The organism is Rhodovulum sp. 12E13 (assembly GCF_003340565.1).
GTDB lineage: Bacteria > Pseudomonadota > Alphaproteobacteria > Rhodobacterales > Rhodobacteraceae > HLUCCA09.
The window spans coordinates 25,822-46,824 of the sequence record NZ_QPLK01000009.1 but is presented as its reverse complement, the minus strand read 5'-3'; the positions used below and the strand labels follow the sequence as shown (position 1 = coordinate 46,824).

Below are 21,003 nucleotides of genomic sequence, written 5' to 3'. Positions count from 1 at the left end.
CTCGGGTCTCCCTTTCGTGACCGGCGCGCGTCAGTCATCCCGTCCCTCGCGCTGGACCCAGTACCAGGCGTTCAGGGCGCCGAGGATCGCGCCGCCCACCAGCAGCGTCAGCGTCCACGACACCTCGCCCGGCCACCGGCCGTCGATCCAGATGCCGAGCGCCGTGCCGGCGACGGTGGGCACGGCCACCGACCAGCCGACCAGCCCGAACATGCCCAGACCGTACCAGGGGCTGTCGCTGCGTCGCTTGCGGGCCTCCTCCATCCGCTGCGCCTTGCGCGCGATGGTGCCGGTCTCGTCGTCGCGGCCCGCGGTCATGATCCCGTCATCCCGAGCTCCCGGAACCGGCGGATCATGCTCGCCTCGAGGCGGGCCAGTGCGGCGCGGCTCTGGCGCTCCTCCTCGTCCTGCTGGCGGAAGTCGGATTCGACCCGGGCGCGCAACGTGCCCAGGTCGTCGCCGTCGACCGCGCCGCGCACGGCAACGCGCACCTCCGGGCCGCACTTGACCAGCGTGCCCGAATTGACCGCGACGAAGCGTTCCGCGCCGTTCTCCGTCTCGTAGAGCAGGATGCCGGGGACCAGTTCGCTGACGAAATCCACGTGGCCGGGCCACATCCCGAAATGCCCGTCCGGCGCTTCGGCCACGATCCGCCGCACGGGCCGATCCACGCAGATCGCCAACGGCGTGATCACCTCAAGCCGCATCGGGCGCCTCCTCTGCCAGTTCGTCGATGGAGCCGATCATGTAGAACGCGCCCTCGTCGCGGCCGGCGAAGTCGCCCGACAGGATGCACTCGCAGCTGTCCAGCGTCGCGTCGAGCGGCACGAAACGACCCGCCGAGCCGGTCATCGCCTCGGTGGAAAAGAAGGGCTGGGTCAGGAAGCGTTCCAGCTGGCGGGCCTGCCGCACCGTGGCGCGGTCCTGCTCCGACAGCTCCTCGAGGCCCAGCATGGCGATGATGTCCTTGAGATCCTCGTATTCCGCCAGCGTGTTGCGCACGTCTCTGGCGATGCGGTAATGGCGCGCGCTGACCGTGCCTGGCGTCAGCATCCGCGAATACGACTTCAGCGGGTCGATCGCCGGGTAAAGCCCCTCGGACGCCTTCTTGCGCGACAGCACGATCGAGGCCGACAGATGGGCGAAGGTATGGGTGGCGGCCGGATCGGTGAAATCGTCGGCCGGCACGTAGACCGCCTGGATCGACGTCATCGTGCCGCGCTCGGTCGAGCAGATCCTTTCCTCCAGATCTGCCAGTTCGGTGCCCAGCGTCGGCTGGTAGCCCACCCGGCTCGGGATGCGCCCCAGCAGGCCCGACACCTCCGAGCCCGCCTGGACGAAGCGGAAAATGTTGTCGATCAGTACCAGCACGTTGCTGCGCAGGTCGTCACGGAAATACTCGGCCATGGTCAGCGCGGCGTGGCCCACGCGGAACCGCACGCCGGGGCTTTCGTTCATCTGGCCGAACATCATGACGGTTCTCTCCAGAACGCCCGCTTCGCCCATCTCGCGGTAGAGTTCCTCGGCCTCGCGCGAGCGTTCGCCGATCCCGCAGAACAGGCTGACCCCGTCGTATTCGGCCACCATGTTGTGGATCATCTCGGTGATCAGCACCGTCTTGCCGACGCCCGCCCCACCGAACAGCCCGGCCTTGCCGCCGCGCTCCAGCGGGCTGAGCAGGTCGATCGCCTTGATCCCGGTCTCGAAGATCGTGCCCTCGACGCGCCGCTCCGACAGCGGCAGGGCCCGGCGCAGGATCGGGCGGCGGGGCAGGTCGGGCAAGGTCGGCCCGTCGTCGATGGTCCGGCCGAACAGGTCGAACATCCGGCCCAGCACGGCCTCGCCAACCGGCACGTCGATGGGGCCGCCGGTGTCGCGCACGGCCAGACCGATGCGCAGCTCGGCTGACGGGTTCATAACCAGCCCGCGCGCCAGGCCCTCACCCGGCAGGCCGGAGACCTCGATCACGATCTCGGGGTCGGTCAGGGTGACGAGGCGGTTCGTGATCGCCGGCACGGCGCCCTCGAAGCGGATATCGGCGACACCGCCCCCCAGCCGCACGATATGCCCGATGCGGGTGTCGCGATCGCTCATGGAAATCGGTCCTTGCGAGTCATGCCGCCAGTCTGGCGAATCTCTCGGGCGCGCACGTTGATCCAGCGCAGTCCGCCCCGACCGGGCGACCGGGCGACCGGTCGGAGGGTGGAGCGGCCGCTTTTCCGTGCCGCGCGGTAAATCGGGTTGATCTTCCGGCTGGCGATGCGGGCCGGCGGCCGTCGGTGCGCAGGTGCCGACCGACATGCCGGCACCCCAGGTGCGGGCGCAGGCACGCTGCATCCCGGACCCGGCCGCGTGCTTGATCGGACGCGCCGTTTCCGTCACACCATCCGATATGCAGTCAGGACCACAACGCCCCTCCGAGCCGCGTGTGCGCATCCGGATCGTCTTCGGACAAGACGAGATGATCGGTCCGGGCAAGGCCGATCTTCTCGAAGGGATCGACCGGTGCGGATCGATCGCCGCGGCCGGGCGGGAGATGGGCATGAGCTACAAGCGCGCATGGGAATTGATCGGAACGCTGAACGGGATGTTCCGCGCGCCGCTGGTCGAGAGCACCCGTGGCGGACCCGGCGGCGGCGGGGCGGTGCTGACGGATCTGGGGCGCGAGGTTCTGGCACAGTATCGCGCCTTCGAGGCAGAGGCCGCGGCAAGCGGCGCAGCGCGTCTTGAGGCCCTGCGCGCGGTGCTGAGGGATATTCCCGACGAAAAATAACGCTTGACCGCTGGTTTGGCCCGCTGCGATATGTCCTGCCAAACATATCAGCACCCGGGAGTGCCATCCATGCTCACGCCAGCCGTCGCCCGTGCAGGCACTCTCGCCCTTGCCGTCGCCCACCCTGTCATGGCCGGGGCCGACGGGATCACGGTCTTCGCCGCCGCCAGCGTGACCACCGCCATGGCCGAGGTGGAGGAGCGGTTCGAGGCCGCCACGGGGCACGACGTGATCATCTCGCTCGCCGGATCCTCCGCGCTCGCGCGGCAGATCCAGCAGGGCGCGCCGGCGGATATCTTCATCTCGGCAAACCCGGGCTGGATGGACACGCTGGAAGGGGATGGGTTGGTCGAGGAGGGCACGCGCTTCGACCTTCTGAACAATGCCATCGTGCTGATCTCCTCCGACTCGGGCGCCGCGCCCGTCGAGATCGGGCCGGAGACGGACCTCGCGGGCCTCCTGGGCGACGGACGGCTCGCCATGGCGCGGGTCGATGCCGTCCCGGCAGGGATCTACGGCAGGGCCGCTCTGGAAAGCCTCGGGCTGTGGGACGGCGTCGCGGCGCAGGTCGCGCAGGCCCGCAACGTGCGCGCCGCACTGGCCTTCGTCGCCACGGGCGAGGCGCCTTTCGGGATCGTCTATGCCACGGATGCCGCCGCGGAGGACCGCGTTACCGTCGTCGGGACCTTTCCGCCCGACACCCATCCACCGATCGTCTATCCTGCCGCCGCCTTGGCCCGAAGCGACAACCCGCTGACCCCGGTCTTTCTCGAGTTCCTTCGCGGACCGCAGGCGCGTGCCGTGTTCCAGGACGAGGGTTTCGGGCTGGCGGACGGGTAGAGGCAGGATGGTGGACTGGCTTTCGCCGGCGGAATGGGAAGCGGTGAGGCTGTCGCTGCGCGTGGCGCTGTGGGCCACCCTCTTCAGTCTGCCCCTCGGCGTTCTGGTGGCCTATGCGCTGGCTCGCTGGCGGTTTCCGGGGCGCGAGGTGCTCAATGTGCTCGTGCACCTGCCCCTCATAATGCCGCCGGTGGTGACGGGGTATCTGCTGCTCCTGACCTTCGGAACGCGCGGACCGATCGGCGGCTTGCTGGCCGATTGGGGGATCGTCTTCGCCTTTCGCTGGAGCGGCGCCGCGCTGGCCGCCGGGGTTATGGCGTTTCCGTTCATGGTGCGGGCCGTGCGCTTGTCGATCGAGGCGGTTGACCCGAAGCTAGAGCAGGCCGCCGCCACGCTGGGGGCGTCGCGGCCGTGGATCTTCCTGACGGTCACGCTGCCGATGATCGTGCCGGGCATCATTGCCGGAACCGTGCTGACATTCGCCAAGGGCATGGGCGAGTTCGGCGCCACGATCACCTTCGTCTCGAACATTCCCGGGCAGACGCAGACGATCCCGCTTGCCATCGACCTGTTGCTGGAAACACCGGGCGGAGAGGCGCAGGCCGCCCGGCTTGCGGGCCTCTCGATACTTCTGGCGGCGCTGGCGCTGGCTCTGTCGGAATGGATTTCCCGCCGCGTGGCCGCGCGGGTGGGGGCGCGTGATGCTTGAGGTCTCGGTGCGCCATGCCTTCTCGGGCTTCACGCTCGACGCCGCGTTCCGCGCGCCCCCGGGGGTAACGGTGCTGTTCGGCCGCTCGGGGTCGGGCAAGACGACGATCGTCAACGCCGTCGCAGGGCTGCTCATGCCCGACGCGGGGCGCATCGCCTCGGGCGACTGGACCCTGCTCGACACCGAAGCGGGCATCCGCCTCGGGCCGCACCGCCGCAGGCTCGGCTACATCTTCCAGGAGGGGCGGCTCTTTCCGCACCTGACCGTCCGGCAGAATCTGGCCTACGGCGCGTGGTTCGCGCCGAAGGACGCCCCGCGCGAGGACATGGGCCGCGTCGTCGACCTGCTCGGCATCGGCCATCTGCTCGACCGCCGCCCCGGCGCGCTGTCGGGCGGCGAGAAGCAACGGGTGGCCATCGGACGCGCGCTGCTGTCCGCGCCGCGCCTGATCCTCGCCGACGAGCCGCTCGCCGCGCTCGACGAGGCGCGCAAGGCCGAGATCCTGCCCTATTTCGAGCGGCTGCGCGACGAGGTGGCGGTGCCGATCCTCTATGTCAGCCATTCGGCGTCGGAGGTCGCGCGGCTCGCGACCACGGTCGTGGCGATGGACGCAGGCCGAGTCGTTGCGCAAGGCCCGGCCGCAGAGGTGCTGGGCGACCCGTCTGTCCTGCCGGCCGGAGCGCGCGAGGCCGGCGCCGTGCTGACGGCGCGCGTCGCGCGGCACCACGACGATGGGCTGACAGAACTCGACGCCATGGGCGTGCCCCTGTTCCTGCCCCGGGTCGCGCAGGCCCCTGGCGCCGCGCTTCGCGTGCGGATCGCCGCCCATGACGTGATCCTGTCGCGCTCGCGGCCCGAGGGCCTCTCGGCGCTCAACATCCTGCCGGGCGTCGTGCACGACGTGCGCCCCGGCGCGGGGCCGGGCGCGATCGTCGCGCTCGACACGAAAGCGGGGCGCGTTCTGGCGCGCATCACGCGGCGCTCCGCCACGGCCATGGGCCTCGCGCCCGGCCAGACCTGTCATGCCATCGTCAAGTCCGTGTCCGTCGCGCCCCAGGACGTGGGCGGCGCACGCCGCGATCTCGCCGAGTGACGACGCATAAGCCACCGAGCGCGCTGTCGGCGATGACATGAAGGTTGCCCGCGCTCATCCACCGCCAGCTTCCTGCGGATATGGCGCATCGCTCCCTCTCGCCGCAGCCGGTCGGCCCGCCCCGCGGGTCCGACATCCGTTCGGCCGAGCGCCGTGGCTCGAAGCGCAGGCGCGTCCCTCTCGACGCTGGCTTTCTTCGCCCAAGGGCGATTGCCGGTGCGCACACGCCATCCGGCGGCGATCCGTCCGCGTCGTGCCGGCCATCTGGAGCGTCGCGTGGGATGCCTGCGTTCAGACCGCTGGCGGAACGCCGCTTCGAGATCGTGCGGCACCTTCGGCCAGGTGCCGGGGCGTCTCGGCGGCAGATCGAACTCGGGCCGCGAGGGTCTATCGTCTTCCATGTCCACGGTGCGGCGCCTCGGGCCTCTGCGCCGGCCGGATCGGGCGGCGCACGGCTTGGCCCCCCCTGCCGCGGGGTGGATGGCAGCCCCCTGCGGCCCTGACAACGGTCGCCCGCTCGCGCCGAACGCGCCGGCCCCACGGCCAGACCTGCGCCCCCGACCGCGGGAGCACGCCGGCGAGACAAGGCGGCCACATGCGTTCGGTCGATCCGCCGGCGTGCGACGCTCCATCTGGAGGATGCGCTCGAGGCAGGCCAAGAAGGCCCCATGACAGAGCCCGCGCCGTTCAACATTCTCGCGATCGCCCAGGCCGGGCGGCTGCAATACGAGGCGCTGCTGCTGGCGGCCTCGCTCCGCGCGCAGGATCCCGCCTTTCCCGGCCGGTTGATCCTGGCCGAGCCGCAGCCGGCCGGCGCCTGGGCAGGCCACGCCACGCGCATCGACGACCCCGAGCTGCACGCGGCCCTCGACCGGCTGCACGTCGAGGTGGTGCCCTTCGAGGCGCGCCATTTCGGCGCCGCTTATCCCAACGGCAACAAGATCGAGGCGCTGGCGCTGCTGCCGCCGGGCGCGCCGTTCCTCTTTCTCGACAGCGACACGCTGGTCACGGGGCCGCTGAGCGAGGTGCCGGTGGCCACGGCCCGCCCCGCAGCCTCGATGCGGCGCGAGGGCACATGGCCGCAGCCCAACCTCTACGGCCCGTCGCGGGCCGAGATCTGGCGGAGCCTCTACGACCGCTTCGGCCTGGATTTCGAGAGCTCGCTCGACAGAAGCTGGCCGGAGGACCGGTGGCAGCGCTACCTCTATTTCAACGCGGGGTGGTTCTGCGGGCCGGACCCGGCCGCGTTTCACCGTCGCTATCTCGACATCGCGCTGGCCATCCGCGACGACCCGCCGCCGCAGGTCGCGGCCCAGCCGCTCGACCCCTGGCTCGATCAGGCGGCGTTGCCGCTGGCGATCCATGCGCTCGGGGGCGGGCGGCCGGGAGAGGCCCTCGACGGGCTCGACGGCTGGGCAACCTGCCACTGGCGGGTGATGGCGCTGCTTTTCGCCCGCGAGAGCGACCGCGTGGTTGAGGTGCTGCGCGAGACGGCGGCCACGCCGTGGATCAAGAAGGCGCTGCGCAACCACGCCCCCTTCCGCAAGTTCATCTACCAGAAGAAAGGCGAGCGGGCGCGGGCCATGTTCGACCGAGCCGCGCTGCCCCCGTCCGAGGCGGCGATCCGCCGCCGGCTGAAGAAGGCCGGCCACTGGATGCGCTGACGCGGGCGCGCTCAGCCCTCGGCGCCGGCCTTCCATTCGGGGAAGAGGGCGCCGATGGGGGCGAGCACCCGGTCGACCAGCGGGATCAGCGCGAGCCCGAGGGCAAGGCCGATCAGCCCGTCGAGCAGCGCCGTGACGAGCCACGCGACCGCGCCCTGCGCGGCCTCGACCGTATGAGCCACCGCCTCGGCGATGCCGTGGATGACATGCGCGGGCGCGGCGAGGCCCATCTGCTCGGCGCCGTGCACGATGATCGAGCCGCCGACCCAGAGCATCGCCAGCGTGCCCACCGCGGTCAGCCCCTTCAGAAAGCCTGGCATCCCCTTGACGATCGCGCGCCCCGTGGCCCGCGTGAGGCCGAGACGGCCGCGCGTCGCCAGCGCCAGCCCCACATCGTCGGCCTTCACGATCAGCGCGACCGCTCCGTAGACGAGCGCGGTGATGCCGACGGCCACCAGCACGAGCGTGGCTGCCTGCGCCAGGAACCCGCCCGCGGGAATGGCCGCGAGCGCGATGGTCATGATTTCGGCCGACAGGATGAAATCGGTCTTGATCGCGCCGCGCACCCGTTTCTCCTCCAGATGCGCGGCGTCGAGCGTCTCGGGCACCTCGGCCCTCGTCTGCTGGTGGGCATGGAAGAGGTGGGCGACCTTCTCGGCCCCCTCGAAGCACAGATACGCCCCCCCGAGCATCAGCAGCGGCGCGATCGCCCACGGCGCGAAGGCCGAGAGAGCAAGGCCGGCGGGCAGCAGGATCAGCAGCTTGTTGCGCAGCGAGCCGGTGGCGATGCGGCGCACGATCGGCAACTCGCGCGCGGCGGGAAAGCCCTGCATGTATTTCGGCGTCACGGCCGCGTCGTCGATCACCGCTCCGGCGGCCTTCGATCCGGCCTTGACCGCCTGGGCCGTCACGTCGTCGATCGAGGCTGCCGCGACCTTGGCGATGGCCGCCACGTCGTCGAGCAGGGCAAGCAGGCCGCTCATCGATTGCATCTCCCGTTCATCCGCGCCGGGCGGAGCCTAGCCCGGCCCCGCCCCCGCCGAAACCGCGAATGCGGGCTTGGTGCGGCGCCGAGTCGTGATAGGGGCGCAGCATGGACGATGCCTCCGCCCCCCGATCGGCGCTGCCCGCGGTCTCGATGCCCCTTGCGACGGCGCTGGTCGTGCTGGCCTCGGTCGGCTTCGGCTCGGTGCCCTTCTTCGCGCGGGGTCTGACCGAGGCGGGCATGGCCCCCCACGCCGTGGCGCTCTGGCGCTACGCGCTGGCCGCCCTGATTTTCCTGCCGGTGGTGGTCGGGGCGCGGGCGCAGTGGCGGCTGCTGCTGGCCGGGGCGGCGGTGGGCCTCGGCATCGGGCTCGGATGGGTGGCCTATGTGCGCGCGCTCACGGCCCTGCCGGTGGCGACGGTGGGCGTGGTCTACATGACGTTCCCGGTCTTCGCGCTGCTCGCCTCGCGCCTGCTGTTCGGCGAGCGGCCGAGCGCGCGCGGACTCGCCGCGGCAGGCGTCGTCACGGCGGCGGCGGCCCTGGCGGCGGGGCCTGCAGCGCTTCACCCTGCCTCGGCGGGAATGATCGCGCTGGCCTTCCTCTCGCCGGCGACCTTCGGCGCGGCCATCGCCTGCCTCGTCCACCTGCTGCCGCCCCTGCCGGTGCTGGCGCGGATGGGCGCGATCTCGCTGGGGTCGGTCGCGGGCCTGCTTCCGCTGGTCGCAGCGACCCCGGTCGAGCGGATCGTGCCGGCCGACGGGCACGCGCTGGCCCTCGTCGTCGGCATCTCGCTCGGCACGGCGCTTCTGCCGCAACTGCTCTACACCTTCTTCGCACCCGTGGTCGGGGCGGCGCGCGCGGCGACCGCGGGCGCGGCAGAGCTGCCCACGATGCTGGCGATCGGCTGGCTGGCGATGGGCGAGGCGATCACCCTTCCCCAGGCCGTGGCTGCCGGGCTGATCGTGGGCGCCATCGCCCTGTCGCCCAGCCGCAGGCTGCGCGGCCCGGTTGTCACGGCCGCGACCACGCCGCGCCGCCGGGCGCGCCCCTGAGGCAGCTCACTCACCCTGCAGCAGAACGGCCGAGACGGGGGCGGGCGCCGCGCGGGCCTGCCCGGCCTCGGCGGCGAAGGTCGCGAGCGCCTCGAGCGTCTCGGAGCGCCCGTCGGCCACGACGACGACCGCGCCTGTCCGCGCCGCCTCGAAGACCGCCCGGTCGATCCGGCGCCCGATGGCGGGGGCCGACATGCCGTCGCGGTCGATGCCGCGCCAGACGAGACCCGCAATCGCGCCCGCCTCGCGCGCCGCGCCAAGGCCGGAGTTCAGACCCTCGTCCCACAGAAGCAGGCCGTGCCCGCTCTCGGCGAGGATGCCGCCTACCTGCGCGGCCTGCGCGGTATCGCCGGCGAATCCGCCCTCGGCCGCGTCCATCACCCCGATCACGCCGGGGAAGGCCGAGAGCCGGGCGGCGACGGTCACCTCGACATCCTGCGGCGTGGCGCCCGCGGGCAGGCCGAGCCCGGCGAGAATCACCTCGAGGCCCGCCGCGCGATACGCCTCGGCGATCTCGGCGGCGTTCGTGGCGTCGGGGTCGAGCGCGACGGTCAGCGGCAGGCCGAGCGCAGCGACGGTCGAGGGCGAGAGCCCCTCGACATGACGCAGGACAATCCCGAGAAGTGGCCGGCCCTCTGCCGCGTCGAACGGCATGGCATTGCGGGCAAGCCCACCGCCCGCGCCCGGCTCGACGGCCGCACTGGTGCCTTGGCCCTCGACGGCGTCCGCCGGCGCGGCTTCCCCTGACCCGATGATGGGCGCGATCGAGCCGCTGCCGGGCAGCCGGGGGGCGGCGCTCTCCCCGTCCGGTGGCGGGGCGGGGCGCAGGATGCGCACGCTCGGCCGCGCGGCGCGGTCCTCCGCCTCGGCCTCGGCGGTCGGCATGGCGTCGTCGCCGCCTCGGTCCGCGCCGGCGGCTTGGCCTGCGCCGGCGCCCTCGCCGCGCCCCGCATCAGGGGCGGGGGCGGCGTCGCTGCCCGCGCCGGGCTCCGGCATATCGGGGCCGGCCTCGCCCTCCTGCCGCGCGCCGGACGCGCCGCCGTCGCCCGGAGGTGCGCGGCGGCCGTCCGGCACGGGCGCCTGCGCGAGGCGCGTGTCGGGCGCATCGGGGGTCGGGCGCATCGCCTCGTAGCCATCGGGCAGTGGCAGTTCCTCGCCCGCCGGCCGGGCGACCGGCACGTCGGCCGGGCCGGGGACAACGGCCGGTGCCTCTCCCGCGCGGCGCATCTCGGGTGCCGGCGCCCCGAGGTCAGCCGTGGCGGGGGCGCGCGGCAGTCCGCCGGCAGACGCGACGGCCTCGGCGCGGATCCGGGCCACCGCGAGCCGGCGCGACGGACCGGTGGACGGCACGTAGGCGGCGCGCACCAGGCCGATGCCGCGCTCGCCCCCGGCCCCCGCGCCGGCGCCCGGGCCCGCGGCGAGACGGCGCGCGATGGAGCCCCCGGGCGACGCGGAAGCGACCGTCGCGGCGACGCCGGGCGCACGGCCCGGCGGCACACCCGGCGCGCGCGGCTGGCGCGGCATCGGCCGGACGGCTGCGGTCGGGTCGGGCCCACTCAGGAGCCGGCGCGCAACCTCTGCACCCGAAACGACATCGCTCGCGAGGCCCCGATCGCTCGCGTGGCCCCGCGGCCGCCCCGGCTCGCCAGGTGCGACCCGCTCGGCCATTTGGGCCGGGGCGGGCGCGGCGCGCTGTGGCCCGGCGGCCTGCCGCGTCGGCGGTGCGAGCCTGCGTGCCCCCCCGTCCTCGGGCGGCGCCGCGAGCAGCGACGAGTTCTCTGCCGCGTCATCGCCCGGACGGCGCACCACAGGCAGGGCGGAGGGCCGATCCTTCGCCGGTGGCACAGCGCCGGCCTCCGGGGCGAGCGCCGCGATCCTCTCCCCGCGCGCCGGCTGCGCGCTGGCGGGCCGGGCGGTGGCCCGGCCGGCCTGCACGATCCCGTCGGCCCTGGCGGCCCGCTCCTGCGCCAGCCCGGACAGGGTGTAGGCGGGCGGGCCTGCGGCCGCGGTGCGGCGCTGCAGATCCGAGGCGCCCGCCTCCTCGCCCGCCGTCGGGCGCGATGCGGGGCCCGGTGCGGGGCCAGGTGCGGAGACAGGTGCGGGGCCACTCGCCGATACAGTCGCGGGGCGCGCGTCGTCGGGCGCGGCCCGGTTCGCTGCCACCGTCGCATCGTCCGTTCCGGTGGAACCCGGCGAGGTTTCGGCGGGCTGGCCCTCGGGCCGAGGTGCGGATGCCACGTCGCCGGGGGCCGTACGGCCCTCCATCGCGGCGCCGGAACCGGTGGTGTCACCGGGGCGCGCGGCTCTCTCGGCCTCGGGCGCGTCGGCCGCAGTGATGCGCCCCCTCGGCACGGCGGGCACGACCGGCGCCGGCGGGGCACCCTCGGCCGATGTCGCCGTCTGTCTGCCGGCCTCGCGGCTCGCGGCCCCGCCCGCCCGTTCCTCGACGGCTGCCGAAGGCAGGCGGGCCTCCGCGTCGCCAGGCTCGACCGCGGCGACGCGACCGGCGGAGGACGCTGCGGGCGCGCCCGTTGTCGCCGCCGCGGGGGGCGGCGCGGCGGAAAGACCATCGTCAGACGACGGTGCCGCCGGCGAAGGCAGAGCGGCAGAGGCGACCTCGGGGGCGGCATCGGCCGCTTGCGCATCGACGGCCACGCTCTCGCCGGGTGCCGCTTGGGTGACGCCGGGCGTGGTGGCCGACCGGCCGGGCACCGGCCCGGGCGCCGGCGCAGCCACGTCAGGCCCGCCATCGGCGTCGGCCTGCCGTTGCGGCGCCGGATCGGGCGTGCGGCCTTGCGAGGGGCCGGGTGTGGCCTCTGCCGCGGGCTCGACGGCCGCAGGCTCGGCCGGCGGCGCCGCGGCAACGATGCGCGGCGTCGGCCCCCGCTCGGGCGGAGGCGGCAGCGCCAGCGACACGGCGACGAGCACGGCGGCGGCGAAGGCTGTGCCCGCTCCGAAGCCTGCGAGGATCGACCTGCCCATGCGCCCCTGCCCTTCGCTCGCCCGCCGGTGTCGCGGCCCGGCGCCGTCCTCCCCGGCCCGGGCCCTGCCGCCCGGGACACCCGGCCAGATCCGATCCGGCCCGATCCGGCCCGATCCGGCCTCGCGCCGCTCAACCGGCGATCCGCTTGACCGCGCCCTGCGCCTCTGTCCATCTATAGCCGCTGGCGCAGGGCGGTTCACCCCCTTTCCCGCGCTGCGGCGGCCCGGAGGGCGGCCTTTCGCCGGCGCCCGCCGCGTCCCATCCGGGGGCGCTTCGCCAGAACAGCCCGCGCGCCTCGCCACGGCCCGCCAGACCTCGCTCGAGACCTTGCCCCGCCCGCCCCCGCCAGAGAGCCAGAGCCGCCAGCCCCATGCTCCTCCTGATCGATAACTACGACAGTTTCACCTACAATCTCGTTCACTACCTCGGTGAACTGGGCGCGCCCGTCGACGTCCGCCGGAACGACGCGCTCGACGTGCAGCAGGCGATGGCGCTAGCGCCGCAGGCGATCGTGCTCTCGCCCGGCCCCTGCGACCCCGCGCAGGCGGGCATCTGCCTCGCCCTCACCCGCGCCGCCGCCGAGGCGCGCGTGCCGCTTCTGGGCGTTTGCCTCGGCCACCAGACGATCGGCGAGGCGTTCGGCGGCCGCGTGATCCGCGCGCACGAGATCGTCCACGGCAAGCCGGGCATCATCCACCACGACGGCCGCGGGGTGTTTGCCGGCTTGCCCGCGCCGCTCTCGGCCACGCGCTATCACTCGCTGATCGTCGAGCGCGAGAGCCTGCCGGACGCGCTCGAGGTGTCGGCATGGCTCGAGGACGGCACGATCATGGGCCTGCGCCACCGCGAGCTGCCGATCGAGGGCGTGCAGTTCCACCCCGAGTCGATCCGCTCGGAGCACGGCCATGCGCTGCTGCGGAACTTCCTCGCCCGCCTGCCCGCACCGGAGGCCGCATGAGCGACGACCTCAAGCCGCTGATCGCCGCCGCCTGCACCCGGGCGCTCACGACCGACGAGGCGGAGGCGGCGTTCGACCTGCTGTTCGCGGGCGAGGCGACGCCGGCGCAGACGGGCGGTCTGCTGATGGCGCTGCGCACCCGCGGCGAGACGGTCGAAGAGATCGCCGCCGCCGCCCGCGTGATGCGGCGCAACTGCGCGGCGGTGCGCGCGCCCGAGGGGGCGATGGACATCGTCGGCACCGGGGGCGACGGCAAGGGCACGCTCAACATCTCGACCGCCGCCGCCTTCGTCGTGGCGGGCGCCGGCGTGCCGGTGGCCAAGCACGGCAATCGCAACCTGTCGTCGAAATCGGGCGCGGCCGACGCGCTGGGCCAGCTCGGCGTGCAGGTGATGGTCGGGCCGGAGGTGGTCGAGCGGGCGCTCGCCGAGGTGGGTATCGGCTTCATGATGGCGCCCATGCACCACCCGGCGATGCGCCACGTCATGCCGGCGCGCACCGAGCTCGGCACGCGCACGATCTTCAACGTCCTGGGGCCGCTGACCAACCCGGCGGGCGTCCGGCTCCAGTTGACCGGCGCCTACGACCGCGCGCTGATCGTGCCCATGGCCGAGACGCTGCTGGCGCTCGGGTCGGAGGCGGCGTGGCTGGTACACGGCGCCGACGGGACAGACGAGATATCGATCTCCGGGCCGACCTGGGTCGCCGCCCTGCAGGGGGGGCGGGTCGAGGAGCGCGAGCTATCCCCGGAGGATGCGGGCCTGCCGGTGCATTCCTTCGACGCGATCCTCGGCGGCACGCCGCAGGAGAACGCCGCGGCCTTCCGCGCGCTGCTCGAGGGGCAGGCCGGCGCCTACCGCGACGCGGTGCTGCTCAACGCCGCCGCCGCGCTGGTCGTGGCGGGCCGGGCCGCCGCGCTGCCCGAGGGCGTCGAGATCGCGCAGGAGAGCCTCGACAGCGGCGCCGCGAAGCGCAAGGTGGAGGGGCTTGCCCGATTGACGACGGGGGCCACCGCATGACGACCGTGCTCGACCGGATCAAGGCCTACAAGCTCGACGAGATCGCCGCCGGCAAGGCCGCCCGGCCCCTCCCGAGGGTCGAGGACGAGGCGCGCGCCGCGCCACCGGTCCGCCCCTTCGGCGCGGCGCTGGGCCGGGCGTCGGCCGACGGTTACGCATTGATCGCCGAGGTCAAGAAGGCGAGCCCCTCAAAGGGGCTGATCCGCGCCGATTTCGACCCGCCCGCCATCGCCCGCGCCTATGCCGCCGGCGGCGCGGCGTGCCTGTCGGTGCTGACCGACGGCCCCTCCTTCCAGGGCGCGCCCGACTTCCTCGAAGCGGCCCGCGCCGCCTGCGGCCTGCCGGTGCTGCGCAAGGATTTCCTCTACGATCCGTGGCAGGTGGCCGACGCGCGGGCGATGGGCGCCGACTGTATCCTGATCATCATGGCCTCGGTTTCCGACGCACAGGCCGCCGAGCTGGAGGCGGCCGCCCGCGACTGGGGCATGGATGCGCTGATCGAGGTGCACGATGCGGAGGAGCTCGACCGGGCGCTCCGACTTTCCTCGCCGCTGATCGGCATCAATAACCGCAATCTGAAGACGTTCGAAGTCTCTCTCGATGTGACGCGCGACCTTGCCCCGCGCGTCGGCCCCGGGCGCACCGTGATCTCCGAGTCGGGCCTCTTCACGCCCGCCGACCTCGCCGGCATGGCCGCGCACGGGGTCCGCTCCTTTCTCGTCGGCGAGAGCCTGATGCGCCAGCCCGACGTCGAGGCGGCCACCCGCGCCCTTCTCGCCCCCGCCGAGGCGCCATGCTGACCCATTTCGACGAGCAGGGCCGCGCCCACATGGTCGACGTCTCCGGCAAGGCGCCGACCGCGCGCATCGCCGAGGCCGAGGGTCACGTCAGGATGCGGGCCGAAACCCTGGCCATCGTGGAGGACGGCAGCGCGAAGAAGGGCGACGTGATCGGCACCGCCCGCCTCGCCGGCATCATGGGCGCCAAGCGCACGGCCGACCTGATCCCGCTCTGTCATCCCTTGCCGGTGACGAAGGTCGCGGTGGATCTCGTGCCGGATCGTGACCTGCCCGGCCTGCGCATCACCGCGACCGTCAAGACCACCGGCCAGACCGGCGTCGAGATGGAGGCGCTGACCGCCGTCTCGACCGCCGCGCTGACCGTCTACGACATGCTCAAGGCGGTCGACCGGGGGATGGAGCTCGGCGGCATCCGGGTGACGCTCAAGGAGGGCGGCAAGTCGGGCCGCTTCGAGGCCGGGCCGCGCGGGGACGCCTCGTGATCTCCACCGCCGAGGCGCTCGAGCGCCTGTTCGTCCTCGCGCGGTCGCTCGGCACCGAGGAGGTGCCGCTGGCCGAGGCGGCAGGCCGGGTGCTGGCGGACGACGTGGTGGCGCGACGCGCCCAGCCCCCCTTCGCCGCCTCGGCGATGGACGGCTACGCGGTGCGGGCCGCCGACATCGCCGAGGGCGCGGCCTTCCGCGTGATCGGCGAGGCGCCGGCGGGCCGGGCCTATCCCGGCGCCGTCGGCCCCGGCGAGGCAGTGCGCATCTTCACCGGCGCACCGGTGCCGAAAGGCGCCGATTTCGTCGTGATCCAGGAGGATACGGAGACGACCCCCACCGGCATGCGGCTGGCCACGCTGCCGAGCAGCAACGCCAACATCCGCCCCGCCGGCGGTGATTTCGCCCCCGGCGACCGCATCGCGGCGCCGCGCCTCCTGCGGTCGGCCGACATCGCGCTTGCCGCCGCGATGAACGCGCCGACGGTCACCGTCCGCCGCCGGCCGGAGGTAGCCGTGATCGCCACAGGCGACGAACTGGTGCAGCCGGGGGAGGCGCCGGGCCCCGATCAGATCGTCGCCTCCAACGCGCTCGGCCTGAAGGCGCTGTTCGACGCGGCCGGGGCGACGGCCCGCCTCCTGCCCATCGCGCGCGATACCGAGGCGAGCCTCGAGGCCGCGTTCCGCCTCGCCCGCGGCGCCGACCTGATCGTGACCATCGGCGGTGCCTCGGTGGGCGATCACGACCTCGTGGCGCCCGTGGCCGAGCGGCTGGGGATGGAGCGGGCCTTCTACAAGGTCGCCATGCGGCCCGGAAAGCCGCTGATGGCCGGTCGGCTGGGCGAGGCTGCGGTTGTCGGCCTGCCGGGCAATCCCGTCTCGGCCATGGTGTGCGGCCACATTTTCGTCCTGCCGCTGCTGCGGGCAATGCTCGGCTTTCCGCCCGCGCCCGCGCCGCGCCTGACCGCACGGCTGGCCCGCGCCATCGACGCCAACGGCCCCCGCGAGCACTACATGCGCGCCCGCCGCGAGGGCACGGGCGTCGCCCCGTTCGACCGGCAGGATTCGAGCCTGCTGTCGATCCTCTCCGGCGCCGACGCCCTGCTCGTGCGCCCGCCGCACGACCCGCCGCGCGAGGCAGGCGCCGAGGTGGAGATCGTGCCGCTCACGCAGGCGTGACGCGGCAAGTTGACACAAAACGGGAACGCCTGTAGAACATTCCCAGAGTGGTCTTATCGGGGCATGGGCGAGGGGCGTGCAATGCTGACCCGCAAGCAACTGGATCTGCTGGACTTCATCAACCGGCGCGTGCAGCGCGACGGGGTGCCGCCCTCGTTCGACGAGATGCGCGACGCGCTCGACCTGCGGTCGAAATCCGGCATCCACCGGCTGATCACGGCGCTGGAGGAACGCGGCTTCATCCGCCGCCTCGCGCACCGCGCGCGCGCCATCGAGATCGTTCGCCTGCCGGATTCGCTCGGCGGCGAGGCGGCGCTGGGGCGCGCGTCGGGGTTCACGCCGCAGGTGATCGAGGGCGACGGACCGGCGGCCGCCCCTGCGCCGGCCTCGCGCCCCGCGGCAGCGATGGAGGTGACGGCCGAGGCGGTCGAACTGCCCGTCATGGGCCGGATCGCGGCGGGCGTGCCGATCGAGGCGATCAGCGAGCGCAGCCATGGCGTGGCCGTGCCCGGCGCGATGGTGGGCCGTGGCAGCCACTACGCGCTCGAGGTGAAGGGCGACTCGATGATCGAGGCGGGCATCAACGACGGCGACATCGTGGTCATCCGCGAGCAGGACACCGCCGACAACGGCGATATCGTCGTCGCCCTTGTCGAGGGTCAGGAAGCCACGCTCAAGCGCTTCCGCCGGCGCGGCGCGGCCATCGCGCTCGAGGCGGCGAACCCGGCCTACGAGACCCGCGTCTTCCGCTCCGACCAGGTGCAGGTGCAGGGCCGCCTCGTCGGGCTGATCCGCACCTACGGCTGAGGCCTCCGGCGCCGCACCCGGGGCGCCCCCCGTCGGGTCCGCGCCGTCAGCGCGGCGCCCAGAGGCGGGCTCCTGCCCGCTCCGCGGCAGTCACCAGCCGTGCCCCGCGAGCATCGTCGTGAATGGCCACCGCTCCCGTCTCCCGCAAGGCGGCGGCGTCGAGCAGGAGGCAGCCGCCCTCTTGAGGGGCTTCCAGCGCGGTGTTGACGATCAGCAGGTCGGCCCAGGCACAGGCGGCCCCGGCCCGCGCCGCGCGGTCGCGCCCGGTCACATGAGCGACGCGCAGGCCCGCCACGTCGAGGCGCCGCTCCTGCACCGTGCCCGGCAGGCCGGGGCGGTCCGCGGCCTCGTCCTGCGAGGCCATGTCGCCGTCGTTCTCGAGCCAGACCTCGGCGGAGAAGCCGTCGCCCCGCGACTTCGACAGAACGCGCCCCTCCGGGCCCATCAGCCCGATCAGCCCGCCCGACGGCGCGATCAGCAAGGCCGGGCGCTCCGTTCCGGCCCAGAGCGCCAGCGCCAGCGCCAGCGGCACGAGGCCCGCCCACCGGCCATGGCCCCGCCACAGAACCACCACCAGCGCACCGAGCGACAGAAGCGGCAGCACCCCCGGCCCGGGAGCCACCACGGGCGTGATCGCGCCCTCGAGCGAGGTGATCCAGTCGGCCACCCCGAGCACCCAGGCAAGGCCCCATCCCATGACCGCCAGGCCCAGGTGGCCGAGGCCGAAGGGCGCGAGCACAGCGGCCGCAACTGCCGCCGGCATGATGACGGCGCCCATGAGTGGCACCGACAGGAGGTTGGCCACCAGACCGTAATCGGTGAAGCGGTTGAAATGCGCCGCCGCGAAGGGCGCCGTCGCCGCCCCGGCCACGGCCGAGGACAGCACGACCGTTCCCACCGGCAGGGCCCAGGCCGGCACGCCGGCCCGCCAGTCGCGCACCGCGCCGAAGGCAGCGACGAGCGCCGTCGTCGCGGCAAAGGACATCTGGAAGCCGGGGCCGGAGAGCGCCTCGGGAGTCATCAGCAGGACAAGCGTCGCCGCGATGGCGACAGAGCGCAGCGAGATCGCCCGCCGGTCGAGCAGCACCGCCACCAGCACGACCGACACCATGACGTAGGCGCGCACGGTCGCGACGTTGCCCCCCGACAGCGCCAGGTAGACGGCGCCGGCGGCGAGCGCGGCGAGCGCGGCGATCTTCTTTCCCGGCAACCGGAGCGCGGCCCAGGGCACGAGCGCTATTCCGCCCCGGATCACGCCGAAGACGACGCCCGTGAGCAGCCCCATGTGCAGCCCCGAGATGGCGAGCAGGTGGGCAAGGTTCGCCCCCCTCAGATCCTCCAGCGCATCTTCGGGGATGCCGGAGCGGTCGCCCGTCAGGATCGCCGTGGCGAAGGCGCCGCGCGGCCCCGGAAGGGCCTCCTGGATGGCGGTCGAGAGCGCCATCCGGATGCGGAAGACGGCGAGCGCCGCGCCCTCCTCGGCCGGGGCCGCCATCAGCACGGGCGCGCGGGTGTAGCCCACGGCACCAAGCCGGTCGAACCACGCCATGCGCGCGAAATCGAAGCCGCCGGGCTCCACGGGGCCGCCGGGGGGCGAGAGATGCGCGGTGGCCATGACCGTGAGGCCCGGCACAGGCTCTGCCCACCCCTGCGCGCCGTGGAGCGACAGGCGCACCCGCTCGGGCGTGCGGCGTGGCGCAACCCGGTCGAGGCGCACCCGGTCGAGCGTCAGGCGCAGCGCGCCCGAGGCCGACCGGTCGATGCCGACGATCCGCCCCTCGACGGGGCCGTAATAGCGGAACTCGAGCACCGGCGCGGCGACGAGATGCGCGCGAGCGCCCGCGGCCAGCCCCCCCGCGCAGACCAGCGCCAGGCCGACCAGAAACGGCGCCGCAAGCTCGCCTGCCCAACGCGCAGCCAGCACGAGGAGCACGGTGACGAGCGCGAGCGCCGCGTAATGCGCCACGCCCGGCTCCCACTTGAGCGAGAACCACCCCCCGATGCCCGCGGCGAGGCAGACCGGCACCCAGTGGACGAGGTGGCCCCGCTGCGCCCGGACCGCCCCCGCCGCGCCCTCGGCGATCCGCGCCGCGAGAGACGGCCGGGCGGGCGGCCCCGCCGCCCTTGTCTCGTCGAGAGGGTCCGCATACACGACGCCCGCGCTAGAGAAGCATGGTTTACGAAAGGTTAACGCCGATGCCCGAGAGCCCCGCCGACGGCCAGATCGTCACCCGCTTCGCGCCCTCGCCCACAGGCTTCCTGCATATCGGCGGCGCGCGCACGGCGCTCTTCAACTGGCTCTACGCCCGCGGGCGGGGCGGCACCTTCCTCTTGCGGATCGAGGACACCGACCGGGCGCGCTCCACCCCCGAGGCGACCGAGGCGATCCTGAAGGGGCTGACCTGGCTCGGCCTCGACTGGGACGGCGAGCCGATCAGTCAGGCGGCGCGCGCGGAGCGCCATGCCGAGGTCGCGCGAGACCTGCTCGCCAAGGGCGCGGCCTACAAGTGCTTCTCGACGCAGGAGGAGATCGAGGCGTTTCGAGAGCAGGCCCGCGCCGAGGGCCGCTCGACCCTCTTCCGGTCGCCCTGGCGCGACGTGCCCGAGACCGAACACCCGGACGCGCCGCACGTCGTGCGGATCAAGGCGCCCCGAGAGGGCGAAACGGTGATCGAAGACGTCGTGCAGGGCGACGTGACATGGCGCAACGATCAGCTCGACGACATGATCCTGCTGCGGTCGGACGGCTCGCCGACCTACATGCACGCCGTGGTCGTCGACGACCACGACATGGGCGTGACCCACGTCATCCGCGGCGACGACCACCTCGCCAACGCCGCGCGCCAGATGCTCGTCTATCGCGCGATGGGCTGGCCTGTGCCGGTCTGGGCGCATGTGCCGCTGATCCTCGGCCCCGACGGCAAGAAGATGTCGAAGCGCCACGGCGCGACGGGCGTTCACGACTACGAGGCGCTGGGATACCCGGCGCCGGCCATGCGCAACTACCTCGCGCGGCTGGGGTGGAGCCACGGGGATCAGGAGGTCTTCACCGACGCCGAACTGAAACGACATTTCGACATCACCGGGATCAACAAGGCGCCGGCCCGCTTCGACTTCAAGAAGCTGGAGAGCCTCTCGGGGCTCCACATCGCGCGGATGGACGACGACGCACTCATGGCGGCCATCGACGGCTACCTCGCCGCCCGCGACGACGCGCCGCTCTCTGCAGCGCAGCGCGAGGGGCTGCGCGCCGCGATGCCGCACCTCAAGGACCGGGCGAAGACATTGGGAGACCTGCTGGACAAGGCGCATTTCGTGCTGGGGGCGCGCCCGTTCGAGCCCGACGAGAAGGCCGCGAAGGCGCTCGATCCGGTATCCCGCGGTATACTGAGCGAATTGACGCCGCACCTGCAAACGGCTAACTGGACGCGAGACGCGCTCGAAGAGACCGTCGCCTCCTTCGCGGAGGCCCGGGAGATGAAGCTAGGCAAGATCGCCCAGCCGCTCCGGGCCGCGCTGTCAGGACGCGCCGCCAGCCCGAGCGTGTTTGATATGATGACCGTGATCGGCCGGGAGGAGACGATCGGCCGGATCGAAGACGCCGCAGGCATGGGGGGCGCCTGACGACCACCCCCTGCCCGTCACGCCCGCCCCGGCCA

Annotated in this window: 19 protein-coding genes; 13 read left to right on the top strand and 6 right to left on the bottom strand. The window is 73.4% G+C overall.

Annotation, left to right across the window (positions count from 1 at the left end; translation table 11 throughout):
• Window positions 1-30 precede the first annotated feature (30 nt).
• Genes DLJ49_RS09975 through atpD form a run of 3 tightly spaced genes read right to left on the bottom strand, consistent with a single transcriptional unit; the run spans window position 31 to window position 2,094 of the window.
• A complete protein-coding gene (locus tag DLJ49_RS09975) occupies window positions 31-318 on the bottom strand; it encodes an AtpZ/AtpI family protein (RefSeq protein ID WP_115393403.1) in 288 nt (95 codons plus the stop codon).
• On the bottom strand, window positions 315-707 hold the full coding sequence (locus DLJ49_RS09970; protein WP_115393402.1) for a F0F1 ATP synthase subunit epsilon: 393 nt from the start codon (window positions 705-707) through the stop codon (window positions 315-317). The genes DLJ49_RS09975 and DLJ49_RS09970 overlap by 4 nt, the downstream gene beginning before the upstream one ends.
• Window positions 697-2,094 (bottom strand): F0F1 ATP synthase subunit beta, encoded by a 1,398-nt coding sequence (atpD, locus tag DLJ49_RS09965; RefSeq protein WP_115393401.1) that lies wholly within the window; start codon window positions 2,092-2,094, stop codon window positions 697-699. The genes DLJ49_RS09970 and atpD overlap by 11 nt, the downstream gene beginning before the upstream one ends.
• A gap of 205 nt (window positions 2,095-2,299) precedes the next feature.
• Here atpD and DLJ49_RS09960 point away from each other — a divergent pair, with 205 nt between their 5' ends.
• From DLJ49_RS09960 to DLJ49_RS09940, 5 genes are all read left to right on the top strand, one after another.
• Window positions 2,300-2,773 carry a winged helix-turn-helix domain-containing protein gene (locus tag DLJ49_RS09960; RefSeq protein WP_369932511.1) on the top strand — a complete coding sequence of 158 codons (474 nt, stop codon included), beginning with the start codon at window positions 2,300-2,302 and terminating at the stop codon, window positions 2,771-2,773.
• 69 nt (window positions 2,774-2,842) lie between these two features.
• On the top strand, window positions 2,843-3,613 hold the full coding sequence (gene modA, locus DLJ49_RS09955; protein ID WP_115393399.1) for a molybdate ABC transporter substrate-binding protein: 771 nt from the start codon (window positions 2,843-2,845) through the stop codon (window positions 3,611-3,613).
• A 7-nt stretch (window positions 3,614-3,620) separates the two neighbouring features.
• A complete protein-coding gene (gene modB / locus DLJ49_RS09950; protein ID WP_199533341.1) occupies window positions 3,621-4,322 on the top strand; it encodes a molybdate ABC transporter permease subunit in 702 nt (233 codons plus the stop codon).
• Window positions 4,315-5,415, top strand: a complete 1,101-nt coding sequence (modC, locus tag DLJ49_RS09945; protein ID WP_115393398.1) for a molybdenum ABC transporter ATP-binding protein — start codon at window positions 4,315-4,317, stop codon at window positions 5,413-5,415. Before modB ends, modC begins: the two co-directional genes overlap by 8 nt.
• Before the next feature lie 668 nt (window positions 5,416-6,083).
• A complete protein-coding gene (locus DLJ49_RS09940) occupies window positions 6,084-7,079 on the top strand; it encodes a hypothetical protein (protein WP_115393397.1) in 996 nt (331 codons plus the stop codon).
• An 11-nt stretch (window positions 7,080-7,090) separates the two neighbouring features.
• Here DLJ49_RS09940 and DLJ49_RS09935 read toward each other — a convergent pair whose 3' ends face one another.
• Window positions 7,091-8,062, bottom strand: coding sequence for a DUF808 domain-containing protein (locus tag DLJ49_RS09935; RefSeq protein ID WP_115393396.1), 972 nt, complete (start codon window positions 8,060-8,062; stop codon window positions 7,091-7,093).
• 110 nt (window positions 8,063-8,172) lie between these two features.
• On the opposite strand from DLJ49_RS09935, the gene DLJ49_RS09930 reads away from it, so the two are divergent.
• Window positions 8,173-9,117 carry a DMT family transporter gene (locus tag DLJ49_RS09930; RefSeq protein WP_115393395.1) on the top strand — a complete coding sequence of 315 codons (945 nt, stop codon included), beginning with the start codon at window positions 8,173-8,175 and terminating at the stop codon, window positions 9,115-9,117.
• A gap of 6 nt (window positions 9,118-9,123) precedes the next feature.
• On the opposite strand, the gene DLJ49_RS09925 is transcribed toward DLJ49_RS09930, so the two are convergent.
• Window positions 9,124-12,099 (bottom strand): divergent polysaccharide deacetylase family protein, encoded by a 2,976-nt coding sequence (locus DLJ49_RS09925; protein WP_115393394.1) that lies wholly within the window; start codon window positions 12,097-12,099, stop codon window positions 9,124-9,126.
• Window positions 12,100-12,470: 371 nt separating this feature from the next.
• Here DLJ49_RS09925 and DLJ49_RS09920 point away from each other — a divergent pair, with 371 nt between their 5' ends.
• The 6 genes from DLJ49_RS09920 (at window position 12,471) to lexA (ending at window position 17,344) form a co-directional block, all read left to right on the top strand.
• On the top strand, window positions 12,471-13,058 hold the full coding sequence (locus DLJ49_RS09920) for an anthranilate synthase component II (protein WP_115393393.1): 588 nt from the start codon (window positions 12,471-12,473) through the stop codon (window positions 13,056-13,058).
• The gene (trpD, locus tag DLJ49_RS09915; protein WP_115393392.1) at window positions 13,055-14,077 is read left to right on the top strand and encodes an anthranilate phosphoribosyltransferase; all 1,023 of its coding nucleotides are present in this window, start codon (window positions 13,055-13,057) and stop codon (window positions 14,075-14,077) included. Before DLJ49_RS09920 ends, trpD begins: the two co-directional genes overlap by 4 nt.
• Window positions 14,074-14,877: an indole-3-glycerol phosphate synthase TrpC gene (gene trpC, locus DLJ49_RS09910; RefSeq protein ID WP_115393391.1), complete on the top strand. Its 804-nt coding sequence runs from the start codon at window positions 14,074-14,076 to the stop codon at window positions 14,875-14,877. Before trpD ends, trpC begins: the two co-directional genes overlap by 4 nt.
• Window positions 14,871-15,359 carry a cyclic pyranopterin monophosphate synthase MoaC gene (gene moaC / locus DLJ49_RS09905; RefSeq protein ID WP_115393390.1) on the top strand — a complete coding sequence of 163 codons (489 nt, stop codon included), beginning with the start codon at window positions 14,871-14,873 and terminating at the stop codon, window positions 15,357-15,359. Before trpC ends, moaC begins: the two co-directional genes overlap by 7 nt.
• Window positions 15,356-16,537: a molybdopterin molybdotransferase MoeA gene (gene glp, locus DLJ49_RS09900; RefSeq protein ID WP_115393389.1), complete on the top strand. Its 1,182-nt coding sequence runs from the start codon at window positions 15,356-15,358 to the stop codon at window positions 16,535-16,537. Before moaC ends, glp begins: the two co-directional genes overlap by 4 nt.
• Window positions 16,538-16,618: 81 nt before the next feature.
• Entirely contained in the window at window positions 16,619-17,344 is a 726-nt protein-coding gene (lexA, locus tag DLJ49_RS09895) for a transcriptional repressor LexA (RefSeq protein WP_115393388.1), read from the top strand.
• 46 nt (window positions 17,345-17,390) lie between these two features.
• On the opposite strand, the gene DLJ49_RS09890 is transcribed toward lexA, so the two are convergent.
• Window positions 17,391-19,496 (bottom strand): ComEC/Rec2 family competence protein, encoded by a 2,106-nt coding sequence (locus DLJ49_RS09890; RefSeq protein ID WP_233488930.1) that lies wholly within the window; start codon window positions 19,494-19,496, stop codon window positions 17,391-17,393.
• A gap of 44 nt (window positions 19,497-19,540) precedes the next feature.
• Here DLJ49_RS09890 and gltX point away from each other — a divergent pair, with 44 nt between their 5' ends.
• Window positions 19,541-20,968 carry a glutamate--tRNA ligase gene (gene gltX, locus DLJ49_RS09885; protein ID WP_115393387.1) on the top strand — a complete coding sequence of 476 codons (1,428 nt, stop codon included), beginning with the start codon at window positions 19,541-19,543 and terminating at the stop codon, window positions 20,966-20,968.
• Window positions 20,969-21,003: the final 35 nt, after the last annotated feature.

Excerpts from the sequence above, each read along its gene's own strand:
- DLJ49_RS09975 (WP_115393403.1), bottom strand. The coding sequence starts at position 318 with ATGACCGCGGGCCGCGACGACGAGACCGGCACCATCGCGCGCAAGGCG.
- DLJ49_RS09970 (WP_115393402.1), bottom strand. The coding sequence starts at position 707 with ATGCGGCTTGAGGTGATCACGCCGTTGGCGATCTGCGTGGATCGGCCC.
- atpD (WP_115393401.1), bottom strand. The coding sequence starts at position 2,094 with ATGAGCGATCGCGACACCCGCATCGGGCATATCGTGCGGCTGGGGGGC.
- DLJ49_RS09960 (WP_369932511.1), top strand. The coding sequence starts at position 2,300 with ATGCCGGCACCCCAGGTGCGGGCGCAGGCACGCTGCATCCCGGACCCG.
- modA (WP_115393399.1), top strand. The coding sequence starts at position 2,843 with ATGCTCACGCCAGCCGTCGCCCGTGCAGGCACTCTCGCCCTTGCCGTC.
- modB (WP_199533341.1), top strand. The coding sequence starts at position 3,621 with ATGGTGGACTGGCTTTCGCCGGCGGAATGGGAAGCGGTGAGGCTGTCG.
- modC (WP_115393398.1), top strand. The coding sequence starts at position 4,315 with ATGCTTGAGGTCTCGGTGCGCCATGCCTTCTCGGGCTTCACGCTCGAC.
- DLJ49_RS09940 (WP_115393397.1), top strand. The coding sequence starts at position 6,084 with ATGACAGAGCCCGCGCCGTTCAACATTCTCGCGATCGCCCAGGCCGGG.
- DLJ49_RS09935 (WP_115393396.1), bottom strand. The coding sequence starts at position 8,062 with ATGAGCGGCCTGCTTGCCCTGCTCGACGACGTGGCGGCCATCGCCAAG.
- DLJ49_RS09930 (WP_115393395.1), top strand. The coding sequence starts at position 8,173 with ATGGACGATGCCTCCGCCCCCCGATCGGCGCTGCCCGCGGTCTCGATG.
- DLJ49_RS09925 (WP_115393394.1), bottom strand. The coding sequence starts at position 12,099 with ATGGGCAGGTCGATCCTCGCAGGCTTCGGAGCGGGCACAGCCTTCGCC.
- DLJ49_RS09920 (WP_115393393.1), top strand. The coding sequence starts at position 12,471 with ATGCTCCTCCTGATCGATAACTACGACAGTTTCACCTACAATCTCGTT.
- trpD (WP_115393392.1), top strand. The coding sequence starts at position 13,055 with ATGAGCGACGACCTCAAGCCGCTGATCGCCGCCGCCTGCACCCGGGCG.
- trpC (WP_115393391.1), top strand. The coding sequence starts at position 14,074 with ATGACGACCGTGCTCGACCGGATCAAGGCCTACAAGCTCGACGAGATC.
- moaC (WP_115393390.1), top strand. The coding sequence starts at position 14,871 with ATGCTGACCCATTTCGACGAGCAGGGCCGCGCCCACATGGTCGACGTC.
- lexA (WP_115393388.1), top strand. The coding sequence starts at position 16,619 with ATGCTGACCCGCAAGCAACTGGATCTGCTGGACTTCATCAACCGGCGC.
- gltX (WP_115393387.1), top strand. The coding sequence starts at position 19,541 with ATGCCCGAGAGCCCCGCCGACGGCCAGATCGTCACCCGCTTCGCGCCC.